16 protein-coding genes and 1 riboswitch are annotated in these 24,054 nt (G+C 36.5%); all 16 genes read right to left on the reverse strand.

The window, feature by feature from the left end; translation table 11 throughout:
- Window positions 1-230: 230 nt before the first annotated feature.
- Complete coding sequence (locus tag ACRRQV_RS06955) at window positions 231-938, reverse strand: CpsD/CapB family tyrosine-protein kinase (RefSeq protein ID WP_432529062.1); 708 nt, start codon at window positions 936-938, stop codon at window positions 231-233.
- A 2-nt stretch (window positions 939-940) separates the two neighbouring features.
- Complete coding sequence (locus ACRRQV_RS06960; RefSeq protein ID WP_432529065.1) at window positions 941-1,672, reverse strand: YveK family protein; 732 nt, start codon at window positions 1,670-1,672, stop codon at window positions 941-943.
- A 48-nt stretch (window positions 1,673-1,720) separates the two neighbouring features.
- Complete coding sequence (locus ACRRQV_RS06965) at window positions 1,721-3,106, reverse strand: sugar phosphate nucleotidyltransferase (RefSeq protein ID WP_432529067.1); 1,386 nt, start codon at window positions 3,104-3,106, stop codon at window positions 1,721-1,723.
- Window positions 3,107-3,958: 852 nt separating this feature from the next.
- On the reverse strand, window positions 3,959-5,200 hold the full coding sequence (locus ACRRQV_RS06970; RefSeq protein ID WP_432529071.1) for a glycosyltransferase family 4 protein: 1,242 nt from the start codon (window positions 5,198-5,200) through the stop codon (window positions 3,959-3,961).
- Window positions 5,201-5,287: 87 nt separating this feature from the next.
- Window positions 5,288-6,238, reverse strand: a complete 951-nt coding sequence (fcl, locus tag ACRRQV_RS06975) for a GDP-L-fucose synthase (protein WP_432529073.1) — start codon at window positions 6,236-6,238, stop codon at window positions 5,288-5,290.
- 25 nt (window positions 6,239-6,263) lie between these two features.
- Window positions 6,264-7,652, reverse strand: a complete 1,389-nt coding sequence (locus ACRRQV_RS06980) for a hypothetical protein (protein WP_432529075.1) — start codon at window positions 7,650-7,652, stop codon at window positions 6,264-6,266.
- A gap of 410 nt (window positions 7,653-8,062) precedes the next feature.
- Window positions 8,063-9,181, reverse strand: coding sequence for a glycosyltransferase (locus tag ACRRQV_RS06985; RefSeq protein WP_432529077.1), 1,119 nt, complete (start codon window positions 9,179-9,181; stop codon window positions 8,063-8,065).
- A 78-nt stretch (window positions 9,182-9,259) separates the two neighbouring features.
- Window positions 9,260-10,387 carry a glycosyltransferase family 4 protein gene (locus tag ACRRQV_RS06990; protein ID WP_432529079.1) on the reverse strand — a complete coding sequence of 376 codons (1,128 nt, stop codon included), beginning with the start codon at window positions 10,385-10,387 and terminating at the stop codon, window positions 9,260-9,262.
- A 63-nt stretch (window positions 10,388-10,450) separates the two neighbouring features.
- Complete coding sequence (gmd, locus tag ACRRQV_RS06995; protein WP_432529082.1) at window positions 10,451-11,503, reverse strand: GDP-mannose 4,6-dehydratase; 1,053 nt, start codon at window positions 11,501-11,503, stop codon at window positions 10,451-10,453.
- 66 nt (window positions 11,504-11,569) lie between these two features.
- Window positions 11,570-12,775 carry a glycosyltransferase gene (locus ACRRQV_RS07000; protein WP_432529084.1) on the reverse strand — a complete coding sequence of 402 codons (1,206 nt, stop codon included), beginning with the start codon at window positions 12,773-12,775 and terminating at the stop codon, window positions 11,570-11,572.
- Between the two features lie 33 nt (window positions 12,776-12,808).
- Window positions 12,809-13,894 (reverse strand): UDP-glucose 4-epimerase GalE, encoded by a 1,086-nt coding sequence (gene galE / locus ACRRQV_RS07005; RefSeq protein ID WP_432529086.1) that lies wholly within the window; start codon window positions 13,892-13,894, stop codon window positions 12,809-12,811.
- 539 nt (window positions 13,895-14,433) lie between these two features.
- Complete coding sequence (locus ACRRQV_RS07010) at window positions 14,434-15,609, reverse strand: glycosyltransferase family 4 protein (protein WP_432529088.1); 1,176 nt, start codon at window positions 15,607-15,609, stop codon at window positions 14,434-14,436.
- Between the two features lie 589 nt (window positions 15,610-16,198).
- Complete coding sequence (locus tag ACRRQV_RS07015; protein WP_432529090.1) at window positions 16,199-17,206, reverse strand: WxL protein peptidoglycan domain-containing protein; 1,008 nt, start codon at window positions 17,204-17,206, stop codon at window positions 16,199-16,201.
- 86 nt (window positions 17,207-17,292) lie between these two features.
- A complete protein-coding gene (locus ACRRQV_RS07020; RefSeq protein WP_432529092.1) occupies window positions 17,293-17,862 on the reverse strand; it encodes a WxL domain-containing protein in 570 nt (189 codons plus the stop codon).
- 73 nt (window positions 17,863-17,935) lie between these two features.
- A riboswitch (cyclic di-GMP riboswitch) is annotated at window positions 17,936-18,020 on the reverse strand.
- A 431-nt stretch (window positions 18,021-18,451) separates the two neighbouring features.
- Complete coding sequence (locus ACRRQV_RS07025) at window positions 18,452-20,425, reverse strand: LTA synthase family protein (RefSeq protein ID WP_432529094.1); 1,974 nt, start codon at window positions 20,423-20,425, stop codon at window positions 18,452-18,454.
- Between the two features lie 437 nt (window positions 20,426-20,862).
- Window positions 20,863-23,952 (reverse strand): S8 family serine peptidase, encoded by a 3,090-nt coding sequence (locus ACRRQV_RS07030; protein WP_432529096.1) that lies wholly within the window; start codon window positions 23,950-23,952, stop codon window positions 20,863-20,865.
- Between the last annotated feature and the right edge of the window lie 102 nt (window positions 23,953-24,054).

The following is a 24,054-nucleotide window of genomic DNA, read 5'->3' on the forward strand; positions in this document are numbered from 1 at the left end:
ACAGCCTACAAGTGTCATATTAGATCTTGATTACCATCAGCCATTATCTTTTTCATAACGTTGAATGGGAGTTATATTTAAAATAAACTGCATTTCTTAAAGCAGTGCTTTCATTACAGGTGGAAATCTAGTTTCCAAATAATCAGTAGATATACTTGTTTCCTTTACTTTTTGTCCAAAATTAAGCTTCTTTAAATTCAAATGAAACAACAGTGGAACACTTCTACACTTCATCTCTTTTCTTTAGCGCCTTGATACATTAAACTTCCTCTTTCTTTAGACAATTTAAAATTGTTGATTACCGCTCCAATTAAATTGGGGTTCGATAATAGAATTGCTTCTTTTGCCATTAAGGCTAGATCTTTATCAGTTTTACCTGAATCAACTACCAATATAGTGCCATCGCATTTGCTTATAAGTACTTTGCTATCTGCAACCGCTAAGACTGAAGGAGCATCTATTAGCACAAGATCGTATAATGATTTAACATGCTCCAATAATGAAGCCGTTGCTTCTGTGCCTAGCAATTCTGAAGGATTGAGCGGATTTGATCCACCGGGCAGCAAATCAAGGTTGTCTATTTCTGTTGCTTGAATTGCAGTTTTTATAGGAACTTGCAATGCTAAAACATTTGAAAGCCCTCTGAAGTTTTCTATATGAAAAATAGAATGCAACTGAGGGTTGCGCATATCTGCATCAATTAACAATATTCGCTTGCCTTCCATGGCCAAGACTGTAGCTAAATTTGCGATAGTAGTTGATTTCCCTTCTGAATGAGATGCAGAAGTAAAGACAATCGTACGGATAGTAGAGTCTGGTATAGAGAGTTGAAGATTTGTTCGTAAGATTCTATATTGCTCAGATATAAAAGATTTTGGGGTATGCTGAACCACTAGGTTATTAGTGGATTTCAATGAACCACTCTTTTTTTTATCCATATTCAAGCCTCCCTGCGTTCTAAAGTAACGGATTTACGTTTAGTTGTTTTGTCTTTGTTTATTTCAGGTGAAATAACTCCTAAAACGGGAATATCAAGAGCTTCCTTCACATCATTTTCAGTTTTTAGCGTAGTATCAAAATAATCCATTAAGAAAGCTAGTGCTATGCCGAGCATTGTTCCAACAAGCGCTGCTATAAAAAGATTTAAAAGCGGGTTTGGCTCTACAGGAAAAGAATTATTGCTTAGGACGGCTGGTGATAATATAGAAACGTTATCTACACTCATTAGCTCTTCAATTTCACCTTGAAATACATTGGCTAGTTCATTTCCAATGGATAAAGTGGCTTCTGCCTCTACATCCTCAACTAAAATTTTGATAACTTGTGACTCGTCGGTACTTTGAAGAGTTATTTTTCCACTAAGCTGTTCAGCAGAATAATTCAATCCTACTTGTTCTATAACCTGGTTAAGAATTGTTGGGCTTTTCATAATATCGCCATAGGTATTAATAAGATGTAAATCTGCTTGAATCACTTCTTCAGGCAGTTGCGTAATATCTTGTCGATCTTGATTCACTAAAATTTCAGTAGAAGATTGATAAAGCGGATTCACTATTAAGTACGAATATATTGCAACGACTAAAATAGAAAGCAATATTACTGAAAATATTAGTAAGATATTGTTCCTTAATACACTGATAACTTTTTTTAAATGAAAAGCTTCTTCTGTCATAGCGGATCCCTCCCTTAAAAGAAACTAATAAATTTTAATACACTATTTTCATGTAGGTCTTACAGTGACTTTTACTCTGCAAAAGGCTTCAATTTCTTCCCACTTATCAGTTGTTCGAAAAATATCCTCTTCAACTAATTCACTTCCTGTTTGTACTTCAATAATCTCCATGTCCGTAGTGGCACGAAGGGTATGTTTAGCTGAAAGTGGTATATGAAGAACATCGCCAGTTCTTACGTGGCTCAGTTGATCGTTAAAAACAAAGACTCCTTCGCCTTTAATAATCGTCCATACTTCACTGCGTTTATAATGCATTTGGTAGCTAAGATGCTTTCCCGCATTTACGCCTAGCCGTTTCACAAGAACCTGGTTCCCCTCGGGGTATTTGGTATATTCAAGTACACGATACCATCCCCATCTCCGCTCTTCATACATCGGGCGATTATTCAGTTTTTGAGAGTATTCTTTAACTTTAGTACTCGCTTCCTTATCAGCTACTAATATCCCATCTGGACTGGCAGCAACCACTATATTATTCAACCCTAGTAAAGTGATTGGAATATCCAATTCATTGACAATGTGTGAATTCTCCACTTCTTTATCGATAATTCCATTTCCTGTAATACATCCTGCCATTTCCTCCGTTAAGGTATTCCATGTCCCCAAGTCTTTCCAATATCCATCATATTGGAGCGATATAACACGTTTGGCTTTTTCTACAATTTCGTAGTCAAAACTAGATTTAACCAAAGTGTGGTAGCGCTTTAATAACTTGTTATACTCAACAGGTATATTTTTTTCTTTTAAAAACTTAATGATGTAACCTAGCTTAAAAGCAAAAACACCACAATTCCATAAAGCCTTTTTACTTATTAAATCTTCTGCTTGCTCTGCTGTTGGTTTTTCTTTAAAATAATCTACATTTGAATAGTGTATACTGTTATTTTTTTCAGATACAATATATCCATATTTTGTAGAAGGATAGGTGGGAGTTACACCAATAAGAGCTAAATCAGCTTCTGAAGTAAGCAATGCATTTTCCATTTCCTTTACTTTCTGATAAAAATGATTTTCAACAAATGGATCAACAGGCAGAATGCCGATAACTTCATTCAAACTAGTTTTACAGACGGAATATAAATACACTGCTGCTAAAGCAATAGCTGGAAAAGTATCTCTTCTTTCCGGTTCCATTACGATTTCTACATCCATTCCCAACTGCGTTTTAATCATGTCAGCTTGCGAAGTACTGGTAGCAACAATAGATTTTTCAGCTAGATTCGCATCTTGTAATTGCCCCCAAACTCTTTGTAGCATAGAAACTTTGTTTCCATCTGAATCGCTAAGTACTTTTAAAAATTGTTTAGATCTCGCATCGCTTGAAAGTGGCCAAAGTCGTTTACCAGAACCACCAGATAAAAGTACCAACCTCATATCATAACCTCCCTCGAATTATAAAATTCAAAAGCGTTTTTTTTTAGAATTTAGAATAAAAATTTAGTAAAACCCAAAGCTTTTTTCTAAAAATACAAAGTATAAAACCGATGATTGAATAATACTTTAATTCCAAAAAAAATACAATATAAATTTTCTATAATTTTAGAATATTCAGTCTATTTAATTTATTATAATAGTTTTTCAAAAAGCCTCGTCATTTCACTTTAGTTTAGTAGATTACTAAACTATTTTTTATAAGCTTTTCTTAATCTATCGTCACTAATTTATCCTAAAAAGTCTCTAATATTTCCCAAAACGTAAAGAACGTGTATATCCGTTTTTACCAATTTACGGTAATATTTTTTCGCGTTTATAATTCTAATATTTTAATAATATCTTTCTAATTTTCGCATTTCTAATATTATGAAACTAATATAATAAAAAAAATATTTTTTTTTGAAAAACTAGTGGAGAAACTCGAGATTTTTAGAGTAATATCGAGAAAAAAAGAGTCTACTTCTTCGGAGGATATCGCTTGTCCTCCACTAAATCTTGCCTTAGAGATCATTAACATTTTATAAGCAGGGATCTTACTAATTTAATTTTAAAATCTCTCATAAGTTTCAACTCATCTAATCCTACTAATCAACAATTTTGAAAGCACAAAAAAAGACTCTGGCACATCACCAGAATCATTTACCGCAGCATTGCTGGGGAATTTCCTTAATAACGCGCTATTAAAAACGTAATTCTTTACCGGTAGCCATTAATTGCTTAACGAATTGTGATGAATTCTTAAGGTTACTTGTCATACTTACTTACCTTCTTGACCTAATCTTTCCCTAATATTTAATAGGATTTAAATAAAATACGGTATTTATTTATAGATGCTTGTTTCGTAAAATAGTTTTCCAAATATAGTCTCCCGTTTCTTCCCATTTTTTCAAGAGTTTCTTTGTCTTGCTTGTAAAAATAATCAATTGAACTAATAATTCCGTTATACTCCTGAGGTTCTACTACAACTCCAGCTTGACTTTCCAGTATTAGTCTTGCCGCTTCGCTTCCTTGTTCTAAAACGCCTAATATGGGCTTGCCTGCAGCCATGACACCGTAAATTTTACTTGGAACCGAAATTCCTTTAATACCTTTTTGATTTACAACCAGATGAAGATCGGCTGCGTTTAATGAATAACGAATAAATTCTTTCGGCTGGTATGTAAGAAATAAGACGTTAGTAACTTGGTTTATTTTCGCATATTCCTCCATTTTTTGTTTTAGCGCGCCTTCTCCGATAAATACAAACATTAGGTCATCTATTTTTTCAAATTCCTTTGCAACTTTCATGATATTTTCCAAATCATAAAATAACCCCAAATTCCCGGAATACATCACCACAAATTTATTTAGTAAATTATATTTCATTAAAAACCCAGCTACTACGGAATGACTTTTATGGAGCGGTAGAATTTCTGACTCATCAGTCCAATTATTAATTACAGAATGTTTAGGGACATTTTTATTTTTAAAACGATGCTTTAATGTTTCTTTCATGTCTTGGCCAACCAATATAATATTATCAGCATAACGGCAAGTTAATTTATCGATTGCCTTAGCTAGTTTCAAAACTGTTTGGTTTTTTGTATACGATACAACAGCTGCTTGTTCTGGGTTGAAATCTTGAATGTTGTATATATGAATTGACCTCTTTAGAAGTTTCCCTATTGAACCTATTAAACCACCTAAAACAGGCGGCTGAGAAATTGTAAATATAATATCTATCTTCCGTTCTTTCAAGAGAGCAGAGGTCGCTAAAAAAAAATAAGAGGTGATGTACTTCAATCTACTTGTCTTTGAATTTTTGTTAAGTGGCGGAAGCTTTAAGCGAATGATTTCTATATTTTCCAACTTATCTTTTTCAAAAAACAGATCTTTTTTGATCACTTCTCCTGCATATCCAGGCTGAGCAGCAATTACCGTTATTTCAAAATCCTGTTGCAACTCTAAGCACAATTCAGTCATTAGTTGACCTGTAGAGGCTAAATCAGGATAAAAGTAGTTGACGACGAAAACTATTTTTTTACGGGCACTCATTTAACCCCTGCTTTCTATAATCAAATTTGTTAAAAAGTATTATTGAGCAGTAACCGATATAATCAAAGGTAATTTCATTTTTCTCAATTAGTTCGGATGAGGAGATACAAGATTATAATTCTTTAAAAACCACTCGTACGTTAACTGCAAACCGTGATCAAGTGAAATTGAAGCTTTCCATCCTAATTGGGTTAACTTAGTAACATCCACTAATTTTCTAGGAGTCCCGTCCGGCTTAGTTGGATCAAACACAATATCCCCCCGATACCCAACTGTTTTTTTTATTTTTTCAGCTAATTCGTGTATAGAAATGTCTTGTCCAATACCTATATTGACAATTTCATTGTCGTTATAGGTATTCATTAAATACACTGCTGCTTCTGCCAAGTCATCCGAATAAAGAAACTCTCTTCTTGGAGAACCCGTTCCCCATACTTCAACGGTAGGAGATTCATTAACTTTAGCTTCATGAAACTTTCTAATTAAGGCAGGCAAAACATGAGAGTTTGCTAAATCAAAATTATCATTCGGCCCATATAAGTTAGTCGGCATGATAGATATAAAATTAGTTCCATATTGTTTGTTATATGCCTCGCACATTTTAATCCCTGCTATTTTGGCTATTGCGTATGGCTCATTAGTTGGCTCTAGTTTTCCAGTCAATAAAGAGTCTTCACACATCGGTTGAGGAGTGTTCTTTGGATAAATACAAGTGCTTCCTAAAAACAAAAGTTTTTTCACATCGTTTTGATAAGCAGCGTCAATTGCATTTGTTTGAATCAATAAATTATCTCTTATAAACTCAGCAGGATAATTGTTATTGGCAGCAATTCCTCCCACTTTAGCTGCGGCTAAAAATACATACTCAGGTTTTTCTTCCTCAAAGAAGAGAGCTACTTTATTACGTTGAGTTAAATCAAGTTCCTTGCTTGTCCGATGAACTAAATTTCGATATCCCATTTTTTTTAGATTTCTCACTATTGCCGATCCAACTAACCCCCTATGCCCTGCAACGTATATTTTCGATTCTAAATTCATACTTCTCCCCCTCTTTTTAGAATGATTATTTGAATTTCAAAAATTTAGTAAATAAAAAGGCAAATAAAATATAAGCGGACATATAAGATATTCCGTTTATTAAATCTCCTCTTAATAAAAACAGCTGATAACCCATCAAAAAAGGAATTAATATTTTTATAAATGTTACCTTTGGAAATTCTAAATCTCTGATAAATTTTTTCTGTAATTTACTTGTAAGAAACCCATATAAGAAAAAGACAAAGAACACGCCTAAAAATCCAAAGTTAAGTAAACTCTCTCCCCATAACGGCAATGACAAATTTGTATATTCATAGCCCATTGCTTCAGATATTAATTGACCAGAACCAAGTGGCTTACTTTCCCACAAACTTCTAGGAACGAAGAATAAAAGAGCTCCTATAAGTTGAGTGCCACCGGCAATTCCAAACTCTTTAGTATACTGAACAGCATTCAAAATCTGCTGGAAAGCATCAAAATCTCCACTTTGTGTTATTTGATAAAGGAATGTATTTAAAGAAATACTATTTTCTCTTGAAACTCGAAATATATCGGAATATGGAAATACTCCCACTAAAAATATAGATAAAGCGATTGTCCATATACCAAAGAAGTATTTTTTCCATTTGAACATACTCATAAATAAAGCAATAATTAAAGTTCCAAACCAATATCTTGCATTCGACAGCGGATTACTAATAATCAAGTTCAAGACAATTAAAGCAAACACTATCCAATAGTACTTTGATTTCATTTTGCTATCTATTTCATTTTTGTAGATAAAAATAGTAATGACTAAGCACACAAAAAGTGGGACTCTAAGCAAATTAGTTAATATTAAAGATCCAGCTTTACCATATTCATTGTATTGGGCAGATCTTTCAAACCTTGTAATAAATAACGTAGAGAAGCCACCAAAATTCAGCAATAATAAAACGGTTAAAGTCAATGATAAAAAAGCCATAACATAAAGCCTTTTTTTATTGATCACCATAATTTTTTTAATCTGGGAAGTATCCATCATTTGTTTTTTTTGACTAGTAGTTTGATATATTCTGCTAATTAATATACCGATTTCATATGCTGCTATCCCAATAAGGACGATGCTTAATCCAGTAAGCTCTTCAAGAGCAGTATAATTACCTTCCCATGAATAATGGTTAGAAACACTATGTGCGAAAGGAGTTAACCCCATAAATACGTAGGTAAATACCCAAAATGATAATTCTAATACTCTTTGGTTGTTTTTCAATGTAAGATAACAAAGCTTAGAAGTAGAATAAATGATGATAATATATGCTACTATTGAAACTGTATTATAGGATAAAGAAGGATCATCTTTTACAATTAGATATGGAAAGAGCAGAAGATGAAGAAGAAAGATAATCAGTGCTAAGAAAGTTTTTGTAAACATAAGAACCTCCTCATTTTTTTTGAAATTTATATCTTTTTAGTTTTTCTACATGCCTTTATGTTTTAATACTGAATAAGAAAATGAAAAAACAATTAGTTTTTTTAATTTTCTAAATTATCAGATTTTTTATTTTATCCTACCTTAATATGAATTGTTTATCAATATGTATTTATTTGATATTAGACTTTTCTTTCTAAGATTAACCAACTTATTTAAATTCAAAAAACCATCCCTTTAAATGTAAAATTAAAGGATGGCTATTTCAAACGTATTTTTATTTTGTGATTTTATGGTGTCTTCATATTCCCTGCAAGTTTATTGTTTAGGCAGCTTCCATACACTCTTCTTTACTGCTTTGGTGGTCAAATGAAAAAATCAACGCTAACTATGCACCTTTAAACATACATCTTTTATTTTAAAACGTTTATAAAATTCTCCGCAAAACTTTTTGGATTTCTTTCTCTTCTAAAAGTAATACTAGCTTTATTTGCTTTTATCGAATATTCCTTTAAGTTTAGAAACACTTCATCTATTGCAGCTGCCAGCTTTAATGGATTTTCTGCTTGGAAAATCTCACAATTTCGATATTTTTCTTTAATAAGAGGAAAATGAATTATATCTGGCAGAACAACTGGCTTACCTAGTTGCATAGCATCAGTGAGAATTCCACTTTCTCCATTAAAATATTTGCGATATGGCAAAACAATAGCATCAGCAATATAAAAATATTTAAGTACATCTCCTTCTGGAATATATTTCAATACCATATAGACCTTAACGTCCACCTTAAGCTCACTTATTTTACTCTGTATAAAATTTCTTGTAAAAGTTTCTTCTTTTCCTACAATTAAAAGGGATATATTTGAATTTACGAATTTTAAGGACTCTATTAATATATCTACTCCTTTGTCGTGTCGAGTACCACCAAAATAAAGAAGTGTTCTGGCGTCAACTAATTCAATCGGCAATTTAAGAGCATTTATCATTTGATTTCTATTGCATTTAATACTGATCTTTTCTTTGATGGGGTAATCTAGCTTCGTCACATTTAATTCTTTATTAATTAGTTCTAGATTTTTTTTCGTCTCATTAGTGTGTACTAAGAAATGATGTTTATTATCTTTCTTTAATAAAGACAAGAACTTAATTTTGAGCTTGTTGTGTGGATACCAATGAAGAATATTAATGGTTTTAATTTTTTTAAAATCGAAATAATACGGTAAAATATATTGATCAAAATATAAGTTCACAAAAATACCGACGCCTTTTTTCTTCGCTACACTTTTCGCAAAATAATAATCTTTACATGTAGTTAACTGTTTCATTAGTTTCGGGAGAAATTTGTAATTGTTGCTCTCTTTTATTAAATCTATTTCAATATTGTTTTCTTTAAGGATTCGTAATTGGTCTTCTGTAATGTTTTTTGTGATGTAAACAACATCGTACTTTTCCTTTGTATATAGAATTAAATTTAAATTATAAAACCAATGATGGCCGGTATTAGTTACGTCAAAAAAAGCTATTTTCATAAGAACACTCTTTTCAGTAGACGTTTTATTAAGGTGCCTCTGTTTTTGTTCCTTTGTTAAGAAATATTATCAAGCATACTAATTTTCCTTCATTATTTTCATATACAAATTGAAAACTTTCTCTGTATTTATATTAGATAAATAATGAGCTTCCACTTCCCTTTTTGCCTTTTCACCCATTTTCCCAATTATTTTTTTTTCGCTTAAACTTAAAATTTTACTGGCTAAGTCTTTGGGATCTTTAGGGTTAAATAATAAGCCGGTTTCTTTATTTCTAATTATTTCAGATGTTGCTCCTGAATCTGATCCGATTACCGGCGTTCCAGCCAACATAGATTCTATAGTAGTTCTACCAAAAGCTTCTTTATCCGAACACATCAAAGTTATGTCATTGTTTATGTAAAACATAGATGTGTCTTTTTGATATCCATGAAAAACCACGTGATTTTCTAACTTATATAACTGGACCAATCTCTCTAATTCAACTCTATCAGGTCCATCTCCTACAATATTTAAAATATAGGATTGTTTCTTTGTCTCCACTAAATGTTTTACCGCTTCTATTGCTTCTCTTTGCCCTTTTTGTTTTATTAATGTACCTACAATTAATAACTTTATTACCGAGTCATTAACCGTTTCTTTTATTCCTTGAAGCTTTAAAGGTTTTATTCCGTTATAAATCATATCTTGCTTTTCCTTGTCAATTTTATCTTTGTATTTGTGCAACAAAGCTTTAGAAATAAAAATTACCTTATCTGAATAATTATTAATGAAATTGGTAGAAAATCCTATCCTTTCAAAATATAATCCGTAGTCTTCTGTCAAGAACTCACGTATATGCCAAATATGTTTTACTCCAGAGTACTTAGCAGCCAATGCCCCAACTGGAGTTACGCTCGAGTTGGTATGAACGATATCAAATTTTTTTTCTTTAATTATTTTGCTAATTTCCCTTCCGTAATATTTATTTATTTCAAATTTAACGATTCCTTTCAAATGATGCGGTTTAGTAGATACCCATGATTTAAACGGAAAAATTTCATAATCAATTTTCTTATTCACTAATTCTTGTTGTAACGGCCCTTTTGAAGGCAATACGATAAGCGGATTCACGTTATAAAAATCTCTTAGTTCTTCGACCAGGTAAAGCAATGAAAGGTTAGCCCCGTAAAGATTACTATAATGCGTTACGAATAAAACCCGCATATTTCAACCTCATTTCCCTCACCTATTTTTTTTATCTTTGAAAAAGCACTTAATAGTTTTTAATCATTCGAACATTTTCTTAATTTCTACCTCTTTGGCCACTTTTTGTAAATCTGCTTCAATCATAATTTTTATTAACTCTCCAAAAGAAGTTTTTGTAGGATTCCACCCCAACAGCGTTTGTGCTTTTGTTGGATCTCCCAGCAATTGCTCCACTTCGGCTGGTCTAAAAAACTTCGCATCCACATCTACAATTACTTCCTTAGTAGTTTTATTAATTCCTTTTTCTTCTATCCCTTTTCCTGACCATTCAATTTCAATACCAGCATGTTTAAATGCTAGTTCAACAAACTCTCTAACCGTGTGCATTTGACCAGTGGCAATGACAAAGTCCTCAGGTTTTTCATGTTGTAGCATTAACCACATACATTCCACGTAATCTTTAGCATATCCCCAGTCACGCAACGAATCTAAGTTTCCTAAAGTTAGTATTTGTTGCTTTCCTTGTGCAATGCGTGCTGCAGCAAGAGTGATTTTGCGTGTAACAAAAGTTTCCCCACGCCGTTCGGATTCATGATTAAACAAAATACCGTTGACTGCAAACATATTGTAAGATTCACGGTAGTTTTTGGTAATCCAAAACCCGTATATTTTTGCAACTCCATAAGGGGATCGCGGATAAAACGGCGTTGTTTCTTTCTGAGGAACTTCTTGAACTTTTCCAAATAATTCCGAAGTAGATGCTTGATAAATCCTAGTTTTACTTGTTAATCCCAGCATTCTTACAGCTTCTAAAATCTTCAGGGTTCCAGCAGCGTCGACATCTTGAGTGTATTCGGGCATATCGAACGAAACACGCACATGAGATTGAGCCGCTAAGTTATAAATTTCATCAGGCTTTGTTTCATTAATAATGCGAATAACACTTGATGTATCTGTGACGTCTCCATAATGCAGATACAATTTTTCACGATTTATGATCTTTTCTAATCGCTCTTGATTATAGGAAGAACTCCGCCGAACTATACCATGTACTTCATATCCTTTTTCCAATAAAAATTCTGCTAAAAAAGAGCCGTCTTGTCCGGTTACGCCTGTTATTAATGCTTTTTTCATATTGGCCTCCCATATGCAGCATTTTATTATGTTCTCTATTTTTAAAATAGCTGTTTTATAATGAAGTCATTCTGCTTCCATGTTATATTCAAAAATATAGTCATTAAATCGATCATTTTTGTTAAAGTTTCTATAGGCATAATCAATGCACTTATCTGTGTAATTTAATTCCTCATTATTCCTTATTTTTTTTATGGCTTTTATTAGCTCTTCAATATTGCCTTTTTCAACAATAGTACCTATTGGCTCTAAGCTGCTTTCGATGCTCCCGCCGGTATTAAAAGTTATTATAGGAGTTCCACAAGCTAATGCTTCTAGGTTTGTTGTCGGAAAGTTATCTTCCAAGGTTGGATTTACATATATATCCGCAGAAGTGTAAATTTCCGCTAATTGTTTGGCACTTTCTGTATTTCTTATACCTATTATGTTTTTTGGTAAACTTTTAATCTGTTTCTCCGTGAGACCTACCAATACCACAACTTCATCTGGCTCAATTTTATTGGCTAATTCTATAAAATAATGCAATCCTTTTCTTTCTCCCCATACATTGGCGACTCCTAAAATGACAAATTTCTCTTCCAAGTTGTTTTCTTTCTTAAACGAAGTAGGCGTTGGTTTAAAAATAGCTAAGTCTATGCCGTTATTGATGACCTTTACAGGATAGTCTTTTAAAAACGATTTTTTTACTAATGCTGACAACCATTTGGAGGGTGTGATAATAGTCATATTTTTAATTCCTGTTAAGAGTTCCTTTTTCTTTATATAATTTTCAAAAGAATTATCTTTTACTAAACTTTTAGGATATTCTTTTTTTTGAGGACATTCATAACACCCGGTTTCCCATCTATTGCACCCTATATAATCGAAATTACTGCAATGGCCGGTAAAAACCCAGCAATCATGCAAAGTCCAAAAAACCTTTTTGTTTGATTCTTTCAAATAATTAAATAGAACTTCAACATTAATGTAATAACCGTGTATATTGTGTAAATGAATGATATCTGGGTTAAGCTGTTTTACCTTATCAATAAATACTTCTGTCGCTTTTTTCGATCCAAATCCATGTTTATCAAATATCCTTGTTTTTGCAACATGCAAATACGTATCTGCTTTACTGCCAATTTTTAAAACATTATTGCAATTTCGGGGTTCACCTCGGCCATAAGCTATCCAGCTTTCGTATCCTTTTTCCACCAGTAGTGAATGAATATCTGTCGCAATTCTTCCAGTGCTTCCAATCCCACATACAAAGTTGATTTGGAGAACCTTCATTAATTTCCCCCCACATTCATTTAATCAATTCTTCTATAAAGATTTTGTTTCGTAATTGCGTCCTTTCTTGTCGCCTTTTCCAAAAGAAAATTGTTGTTTGCTGTATACAGACGATTGGAAACCTTCTGGATTTTTTGTTTGCCATCTCCAAGCATCTATACACATTTCTTCCAAGCTTTTTTCAGCATGCCATCCTAAAAGGATTTTTGCTTTTTCTGGATTTGCGTAGCAAATACCAATATCTCCTGCACGCCTTGCAGCAATCTGATAGGGTATTTCTTTTGCCGTAACTGCAGTGAATTTATCGATTATCTCTAAAACACTATAGCCTTGTCCCGTTCCTAGATTAAAAGTTTCAATTCCTTTATTTTCAAACAAATAAATTAGCGCCTTTAAATGCCCCTTTGCTAAATCAACCACGTGAATATAGTCCCTGACTCCAGTTCCATCTACTGTTTCGTAGTCATTGCCATACACTTGAAGTTGGTCTCTTTTGCCAATAGCCACTTGAGTAATATAAGGCACTAAATTATTGGGGGTGCCAATGGGATTTTCACCAATTTCTCCGCTTTCATGGGCGCCGATCGGATTGAAATACCGTAAAATCGTAATTCGCCACGAACAGTCGGAATGGTAAAGGTCATTTAAAATTTCTTCAATCATCAATTTACTGCGCCCATAAGGGTTAGTAGCGGATAATGGAAAACTTTCATCAATTGGTACTTTTTGAGGGGTACCATATACAGTAGCCGATGAACTAAACACTAATTTTTTAACCTTATGTTTTTTCATAATTTCGCATAACTGTATGGTTGAAGTGAGGTTATTGCGATAGTATTCCAACGGTTTTTCTATCGATTCTCCAACTGCTTTTAAACCGGCAAAATGCATGACTGCTTTGATTTCATGCTGTTTAAAGACCCTATCCAACGAGTCATAATCCAGCAAATCAACTTGATAAAAAGGAAAATCTTTTCCTGTCAGTTTCTTTATTTGATGAATAGAACCATTTTCACTATTAGAATAGTTGTCTACCACTACAATTTCATATCCAGCATTTAACAATTCCACTGCTGCATGGCTTCCTATATAACCTGCCCCTCCTGTAACTAAAATCATCCTTATTCCCCCCAGATTTTCTTTTCGCACTTATTTAATCTTAAATTCCACACTGATTACACTGATAAATACATGATTCACTTTTTATATATCAGAATATTCAGTTTATTATTAATAAATTTTATACTACTTCGCAGCATTTATCTACTTAATTTTGCAGCTGTATAAAATAAGCAATTTAGTTGATCAAGAGATAAAAATAAAGAATAACTATTTTTCTCCTCTTGCTTTATACTGTTAGTAAGTTTTGATTATATTTGGGCTAACTTATATTATTGAAATTCAAGTGGATGACGAAACATGACAAACTAGAGCGGCCAGAGACTCGCTGCAAAAGGGATAGGCCAAAAAATCATGTATGATGATTTTTTGGCCTATCCTTTTTATTCAAGCATGCATTTTCACTATTCCTTGCTATTCTATCGTAATCGTCTAGGTATATTCCCTATTTCCAAACACGTTCTTTTAAACTTAAATTTTATAGATAGGCGTAAATTTTTTTGTTTCCCCCATAACTAATTCGATTGGTTTACTCTTTTTCACTCCTGATTGCTCTGGATACTTTTTTCAGCTATATTTTTATAAGAAAACTGTATGATGCCTTTACTCATCGCTATCCGTTCCATATCTTTATACATTTTTTTATTGTTTATAATTTCAATAATTAATTCCTTCATTTCACTGATCTTCTCACTAAACAAAAAACGGCAATTACCATTTAAATCTACATGATCAAAACCTTCAATATATTTAAATACACAGGGCTTACCGAGACCAACTGCTTGTTCCCAAAAAACTGAATGCAATCCCGGAAATACTATCAAATCTGCTGCATAAAAGTATCTATAGGTGTGCTCTGGATTAATCCAGCCAGTGTATACTATACTTTCGTTTAACAAACTATTAAACTCCTCTTTATATTGAGGGTCAACTGATCCAAATACTAGAAGTTTAACGTTAGGCTTTTTAATTTCAGCAACGCTTTTCATTAAAAGTAAAATTTGTCTTTTGTTTTTATCTATTTTTCCACCGGTTATTATTAAAAAATCATCTTGTTTTATATTATATTTAGCTCTAACTTCATTGACGACACTAGTACTTCTTGCTTCCTCGACTTTTTCATCGTCAGCTCCTAGGACTAATAATTCGACTTTTTTCTTATTTATTTTATACATATCAATAAGAAAATTAACTCTAGCTGGTGAAACGCCATAAAACTTCTCAGTATATGGTTCTATATCTTTGGCATATTTCTTCCAAATTATTTTATGGAGAATATTTTTTGACACCCAATTAGTAGCACTATTAAAAAAATCAGAATGATTATCTACATATACTTGTATTTCCGGAAAATTTTTTATATATTTAACTACTTGTTTCATGTCGACAAATTGGCATCCATGAATAAAAATTATCTCTGGTTTTACCTGAGAGATAGAGGCGTATAATTTATCATATTTCTTAAACTTTTTATCCAACCTATTCTTTCCGCGTATGGGCAGACGTATCGTTCTAACTCCGTCTTCATTAATGTAATCTGTTTTTTCACTTAAAGTCATTTCTCCTTTATTATTCCAAATCCATCGGGAAGTAATAATCGTAACAGTATGTCCTAGTTTTTTATGATATTTTGTAAGCAAGTTTTCTTGGTAATTCCAACTATCCGTAACTGGACCACATAGACACAAATGCAAAATATCCATTACTTCATTCACTTCCTCTATCAACTAATGGATTATGATATTACTAATCGCAGCATATACTTCTCCGAAAAAACATAAAAATGGACTATTTCTTCATTTCCTATCTAATCCAGCCGCTTTTTGTTCACTTGCTGTACCCTTTTTCTATCTTGAAAGCTTTGTTTTATTTCGCTTTGTTTTATTTCGAATTAATTTTATCATTATTATTAACAAATTAACAGACTATTCAGAATAATTAAATCAGCATACGTGAGTTTTTAAAGTCATCTTCATTGAACAACGAGAAATTTAATATACACGCATTTCTCAAAATTACTTTAGCTTCTTCACTTCCCAATCAGCATCAAAGGCACAAACTGCCAACTAAAGCGCTCAGTTTAAAACTATGCTTAAGTATCGCCTCGAAGCACCAATAAAGCCGCTTCCGACAGTACTCTCTTACTCACCATATTAAATTTTTTCTCTTTTTATATCAAAAAGCTCACGTTCTATCTTCAATATAAAATCCACATCCGGCAGCCGGATGTGGATTTTACTTTACTTTCATTTTAAAAATAGATGAATATATAGCCTCTGCATTCCTCTATCAAAGCCAATCTGTTTACTTTTTCTTTCTTCTCCCCAACAAGAACATCGCCAGTCCAAACAGCACAGCAACAGCAATCCATACCCAAGTCGGTATGCCGCCTTTTTCTTTTTCGTCTGTTTCAGCAACTGGATTTGTCGTTTCTGCAAATTCCTGCACTTCATCATTTGAAATCGAGAATGCTTCATTGACCGCAAACTCTTGGCCGCCGGCTTTGCCGTTAACGACCAGCGTGTAGTCGCCATCTTCAAGCTGTTTATTGTTCCACGCAATCGGATAACGGATTTTGGTTTTTGGCGCCATGATGAACGAATCCATCGTGCCGCTGAACATTTCCGCTCCTTCGCTGTCCTGTACAGCGTACGTGCCCGACACATTGCCTTGGATCAAATCTGCGTTGTTTGCCATTTCAACAAAAACTTGAGCCGTAGTGGGAATAAAACCGGCAGTGCCAACAGAGAAATCCGCTTTTGATTCACCAGGTAAATTCAGCTGGATCGCCACCGCATACGTTGTCTCTGTATTAATGACAAAGTTTGCTTCGTCTTCTCCCACTTCTTCGCTGTCTTCCTTCACTGTTTCTTCAGTCACTTTAATACCGCCAAGAACCGTCTCACCAGAAATTTCCGGCACTGTCAGTTGAATCGGCAATTCCATGGTTTCATTCGCCGGAATCGTTACTGTTTCTTTCACGTCCATATAATCAACCAAGTGAATGCCGCCATCAAGCAACTCGGTATCTTCTGAAGTTGTTTCAGCTTCATAAAAGATGCCGCCGGCCGGAGATGTGTACGCATTTGATTTTTCGACACGTACGTTGATTGGCGTGTCTTTGGTGTTTTCCAATTTCAGCATTAACGTCATTTGCTCGCCCGGTTTGGCATTCAAATCGAAGTAGCCTTTAGTGGCTGGCACTTGGTTTTCGGGGTAAATCGGTTCGACTTGAAGCGAAGACTCCTCTGCAAACGCCAAGGTTGGCAGCATAAGTGAAAATATAAGAAAAGCAAAAATACGTATGTACATGAAATTCCTCCTGAATGGTTGGATGTTGTAGTTCGAATAATTTTCAAAAAAAAACCATGTCCCAAAGACATGGCACGGAATTTAAATTAAGATTGTGGACCATTCGTTAATTCGACTGAAACAGTTGTTGAATAATTGCCGGAAAAAACTTCTTTCGGAAGCAAAGTTAACGTCATTGCAATCGGATCAATTGTAAAGCTTCCCATACCGCCATTACCTTGAGCAGTTAAAATGTTCACTCCATTTGCATTGTCGATGTTTCCACCACTTGTTGCGATCGTGCTTACTTCGGATGAACCGCCATCCACTTTTTGGACTGTCGGCACAGCAAGAGTCAGTTTGTTTTCGCTTAATACACTTCCGTCTTCTGTGAGGCTAAGTGGCTGGGCTTTTACTGTTACGTTCCAGCCATCGCCAGTTCCTCTTGCATCAATGATGCTTGCAATATCAAGTTGTGCAGTAGTGGTTTGAGTGGCACCCGATAATTGCACCATTCCAAAATTTGATGTTGAAACGCCAGTCATCGTAACATTTTCAGCACCTTGGATTTCAGTAGTTGATGTACCTTCTGCTGCCATCGTAGTAGAAGCAAACACCGTAGTCATTAAAGCCAAAGCAGCCGTTCCTGTTGCGAATTTCTTAAACATTGTTGTCATTATATTTTCCTCCCAAATTGCGGGTGGGGTAGAAGATCTATTAAAATGAAAAATTGCGTTTTCACCCTTCACTCTTAGCAACCCAGCCGTCATAGTTGTATAACCGTAGACCTGTAGCTTTGCGTCAACATCTTTCGACATTTTTGCCTTTTTCAAATAAAGAATCGATTTCTGTTTTTCTCATCAATTTCTTACTTGCAGGACTAACTATATAACATAAGTCAGGTACTAAATATAATACTATGTACTCATTTATATGGTTAATATTAAAAAATAATAAGAAAAACAACTCAGATTAATATTTCCATAATTCTCATTTTATTATCATTCATTTGTACAGCTTCTAAAGCTCAAATTATATCGGAATTACGACAAACGGCCACCGAGTTACGACAAAACTCGCCTTAATTACGACAAACCCCTCCTGAATTACGACTACCCGGCCCTGAGTTGCGGCCAGCCGGCAGTATGCATCTACTTGGAATTCCAACATTCATCACTCAGCTTTCCATCTCAAAAAAAAAACCACAAAAAAGCCGTATCCAGAAACCACCTTGGCTCCCAGATACAGCTCTTCAAACTGCTTTATTCATTTCTTAAATCGTTCAATCATGTCTCCATCAAGCACATCATCCGACATTCTTAATTCCTCAACACCGTTCGCATGAATCGGTTTGCACGCTTCCACGTCCACCGTTTTCCCGGCAGCACGGTCGTAGCAGGCGCCTTTTGAAAAGGCACCGTCAGAAGAGGCAATAAATGTCAGATCTTCCGTTACAAACGAGCCATCGCGGAACGTAGCTTGCCGGTTGTCCATATCCCATAGGTTGCGGCCGAGCCAGTGCTGGTCTTCTACTGGGCCGCCGATGATATCCAAAATCGTTGGCGCCATGTCGACTTGGCTGCCGATTTGGTCAAACCTCTCAGGCTTTTCTACACCCGGAACGTGCATAATGAGCGGCACGTTTTTGTCCGCTTCAAAATAACTGAGCGCTTCTTTTGCATCCGCAAATTCACCGAATGCCGGGTCGTCTTTCGTCAGCCCAGTGCTGTGATCGCCGAAAATCACCAGCATCGTGTCGTCCCACATGCCTTTGTCTTTCAAGTCCTGGACAAAATTCCCGATTGCCTGGTCCACAAAATGGATCGACTGCAGGTAATTGCGGAAATGTCGTTTGTCGTAATGGCCATAGCCTTCCATATTGAGCACGTTGTATTGGTCGGGCATTTCAAACGGGTGGTGGCTCGTCAACGAAATGATATGCGAATAAAACGGCTTCTCCAGCTTTTCCATTTTCGCCAATGATTGCTTCAACATATCGTTGTCGTTTATTGCCATGCCGATTTTTTCATCTTTCCCAAAATCCTTTTGGCTGAAGAATGTATCAATGCCAAAGTTATTGTACATGATGTACCGGTTCCAAAAGCTTGGCTCGTACGCATGGAAGACGTTCGTGTTATATCCTTTTTCCTCTAGCGCTTTCGGCAGACTGTCGAATGTGTTTTTTGGATAAAGCATATAAGCTGATCCTTTAGCAGTCGGATAAAGCGACGTATTCAACAGAAATTCCGCATCAGACGTCCGCCCCAGCCCCGTTTGTTCGTAAAAATTCGGGAAGTACAACGCTTCCTCTTTAATAAGCCGGTTTAAATTCGGCGTAATGACATCGCCGTTGATTTTCCGGTCGATAACAAAATTCTGCAGCGCTTCGACTTGCAGCACGATGACGTTCTTTCCTTCAGCCATTCCTGAATACGAGCTCGCTGCCGGCGTGCGTTCGCCCAGCCACTTTTCAACAGCGTCAACTTCCTCGTCGCTGTATACTTTTTTATTGATGTAATTGTCGTTGATGTAGCGGTCGATATTGGCGACGTGAAACCCGAGCAGCCCCGTGAAATTGTACACGCGCATGTTCGAAATCAGCTTGTTGAACTGCCACTCGCCGCCATTTTCCATCGACTTGTTGAATGGCACAAACGTCAACTGATAACCTACGAATAAAACCAGCAGACCCGTGACGAGTCTCGGAACAAACGAATGTTTCGGAGGGGTTATGCCTTTCGTCTTCCGGAAATAAAAGATGAGAAGCGGAATCATCAACAGAACATCCGCCAAGAAAATCAAATCGCGCCAGCTAAACAGTGCAAAGACGCTGTCGCCGACATCGCCCATCTGCCCCATCTGCATAAGCACCGTGATCGAAATGATGTCGCCGAAATAGCGGAAGTAAATCACATCTGCCAAAATCACAAACGACAGCAACAAGTTCATGATAAAAATCGCGACAAGGCGTTTTCTGCCCCGCAAAAATACAATCCAAAACGTTGCCAATAAAATCGTGCCGAGGCTGATCATGGCGACCCCTTCAAAAATATTCAATTCCGTTTCTTTGCCGGTCAGCCAGGCAAAAAACTCTTTTATGTACTCCAGTGGCTCAAGCGTGATAAAGAGCGTCCCGCTTTCTTCAGAAAAAATATAAACTTTCACCAAAAGCAGCACCACAAGAAGCGCCACATCCAATTGCCTTATCAAAAAGCGCGAAGCTTTAGTCAGAAATCCCATGAATTGAACATCCTTTTCCTTTTACAGTATTTCTCTATTTTACCACGGAGGAGAATATTGTGGGATGAGTTGCGACAAAATAGTGATGAATTGCGACAAACCTAATCTGAATTACGACAAAACGTGCGAGTTACGACCTATCCCTTGCGAGTTGCGACAAAATGAAAACGAATTGCGACAAATTCCTAGTGAGTTACGACAAAAACCTTAAACCCAAATTGGAACTGCCCGCTCTCGCGGCCAGCTTAAAAACGCTGGGCGACGTTCAGTTACGACAAAATGTTCTTGAATTACGACCAATCCATCTCGAGTTCCGCTCTAGAGTTCGCGAGTTGCGACAAAAGCCAGCTGAATTACGACATAATTGCCTCGAATTACGCCATTCCCACTCCAAACAAAAAAAGGAAGCCAGCAATCGGCTTCCTCTCCCTTCTATCTTATTCGCGCATCGCCTTAACTTCAGCAGCCTTCATTTTCTGTGAACTGTAAGGCGTGTAGTCGTATTCGTCAATTTCGTACACATACTCATTGCCTAGCGCGTCTGTGTATAAAATGATGTAATAATCGAGATCGGTGTCTAATTTGGTGTAGGTTTTTTTGTTCATCTCATTTACCAAATTGTACGTTTTGAAATCTTTTACGGCATCGCTATAATACTCATCAAACACAAACAAGTCCATCGTAACCGGCGTTTTTACGTCGATTTCCAGGTTCAGCTTTGTATTTTCCCACCAGTAGTCGCCAAGCGGCGTAAACGAATAGGTTTGGGACACGAGCCAGTTTGGCAATTCGTCATTGCTGATTTTGCCTGTTACGGTTTTTACGTTGCCGGCCGCGTTTGTCGCTTTGATGACGTAAGTGAACCAATCGCTGTACCAGTAGTTATATCCGTCTTCATCCAAGCCGTCCCAGTAAAAAGAATTTTTGCCGGCTTGTTGCGATCCGAGTTGGATGGTCCGAATAGGATCGTCGTAGCTGTCACGGATTTCAACCGTGACCGTTGCGTCTTGCGACAATTTATAGAAAACATCGCTGCCGTAGTCGTCGTAAAGCTGGACGACTGATGGGTATTCAACTTCCACTTCGGTCAACACGACTTTCATAGTTCCTGTCGCAGAAACAGATGTTTTGTAATTGTCGACTGCTGTGATTTTGTATTGATACGTGCCATCTGCAAGCAGCACACCGTCTTGGCTTTTGCCATCCCAGACGAATGCGTTCGCTCCGGCTTTTTTCGCTGCTGCCATTTCAATCGTTCTCGCAACTTGGCCGTCTTTTAAGATCTCGACTGTCACGGAAGCTGGTTTGTTGAGCGTATAGCTGAATGAAGCATTTCCTTCTTTCTTCAATGCGAATTCTTTCGCAGCTGTGATAACCGGCTTTTGCCAATCCTGCAAATCAAAGATTTTCGACTTGGCCGTCAATAAATTGCCTACTGCATCTTTCACTTCCACTTGGTATAAGTATTTGCCTTCTGCAACCCATTTTCCATTGTCGTTTTTGCCGTCCCATTTAAGCGTTGTCACGCCTGCATTATAGGATTTATTATTCGTTAAGCGTTTTACTTTTACGCCTTTGTCGGTCGTGACATAGGCAGTCATCGTCACTTTTTCTTTAAACGTGACTTTTACAGCATCTTTCGACTTGCCGTCCATTTTGAACGGAGAAGCTAATACAGAAGTTGATGCAGTCGGTTTAGTAGTATCGATTTTAATCGACATATTGGCATTGGCCAATTTGATTTTATTGGCTCCAACACCGGACAACACCAATTTGTATGTGCCGTCTTTCACTTTCTGGTTTTTGCTGTTGGTGCCGTTCCACTCCGCTTTGCCGGTTTTGGTGTTGACGGATTTGTTCGTAAAGAGGGTTTTGACCACTTTGTTTTTGCTGTCGTAGACTTTTGCCGTAACCGAAGTTTTTTGGTTAAGTTCATACGATACGGCAAGTTTGCCTTTTACAGGCGGCGAGAACACAGCGGACGAACCAACTTTGATCGTCGGCTTGACTTTGTTGGTCAGCTTGACCGTTTTCTTTTTGTAGACGTTTTCTTTGCCGTTCGTCAGTTTCGCGACTACAGTGTATGTCGCATTCGGTGCGTAAAGCCCGTTTTCCATCTTACCGTCCCATGAAGCCGATGCTTTGCCGCCGCCCCATTTTTTCGGGTTGATTAGCTTTTTAACAAGCTTGCCTTTAGAATCCTCGACAAAAACCGAAACTGTCTTGCCTTTTTGGGCAGTGAAGCTAATGCCGGTTTTATTTTTTCCAGAAGCGGTAAATGTTGAAGATCCAGTAATAGAGGACAACGGCGCAGTCGTTTTGCTCAGCGCTTTTGCAGCGTCTACACGTCCAGCACCAAAAAGACTGTCCCATCCCTTTTTCCCTAAATCTTTAGAAGAACTCTCCAAAATGCTTTCCACTTGGTCAGGGCTCAGCAATGGATTTTTCGACAGCACCAATGCGGCTACTCCCGAAACTACCGGTGCTGCCATAGACGTTCCATCCATGTAATCATAAGAGCTTCCAGTGACAGTGGAATAAATATCTTCTCCAGGCGCTGAAACGTCAATATAGCTGCCGTAATTTGAGAAATACGTGATTCGGTCGTTTTTATTCGTCGCACTGACCCCGATCACCGAAGAATAAGCTGCCGGGTAAACAGTGGCGGAAGTATTGTCATTTCCTGCTGCGGCGATGACAGTGACCCCTTTGTCCTTCGCATAGGCCGTCGCCAGATCATACGTATAATCGTAATAATAACCCCCAAGGCTCATGTTGATAACATTTGCCCCTTTGTCCGTCGCATATACGATGCCAGTTATCACATCATACGAGTATGCGCCTGAACCTTGGAATACGTTAACCGGCATGATTTTCACATTCGGCGCAACTCCGGCTACGCCTTTGTTATTGATTGAAGCGGCAATGATGCCAGCAACATGCGTCCCGTGCTCATCGACAGGAAACGTCTTCCCACCAGTCACTGCATTATAAGGTGAAACGATTTTCCCCTTTAGATCCGGGTGGCTCGTTTGGACGCCACTGTCAATCACAGCGACCGTGATGCCTGATGACCCCTTTGTTGAATCCCACGCTTTCGGCGTCTGAATCTTATTCAAATGCCATTGTTTTTTAAAGCCCGAATCTTTCGGTGTGTACGTTTGCTCGATTTCATAATTCGGCTGCACGAATTCAATCGCTTTTTGCTTCAGCAAAAGATCCGCCGCCGCTTTCAAATTAGCGCCTTTTGGCAATGAAACCAGCGAAACTTCGCCGCCCAATAAACTCGAAATTTCTGTTCCGCGGACCGGGCCTAATAGCCTTTTCTTTTGATCAGCCGTTGTATCTTTTTCGAATTTCACAATCAATTCCTGGCTGTCAAATTCCTTTTTGCTATCGAACAGCAAGCTCGTGTTTGTTTTAGCAATTTCCGGCTCAATCGAATAGCCGTCCGCCACCACATCAGTTGATAAAACAAAGAAAAACAACAAAAAACTGATGACCATTAACGGGAAAGTCTTTTTCACCTGCATGTCTCCACATCCTCATTCTTTTTTGAAAAAGTTTTTGAATAAAGCCTTTTAAACATTTCGTTTTACCCCATTCAAACGACCTTTGTAATATCCATT

It is taken from the genome of Planococcus sp. YIM B11945, assembly GCF_050864155.1.
GTDB lineage: Bacteria > Bacillota > Bacilli > Bacillales_A > Planococcaceae > Planococcus.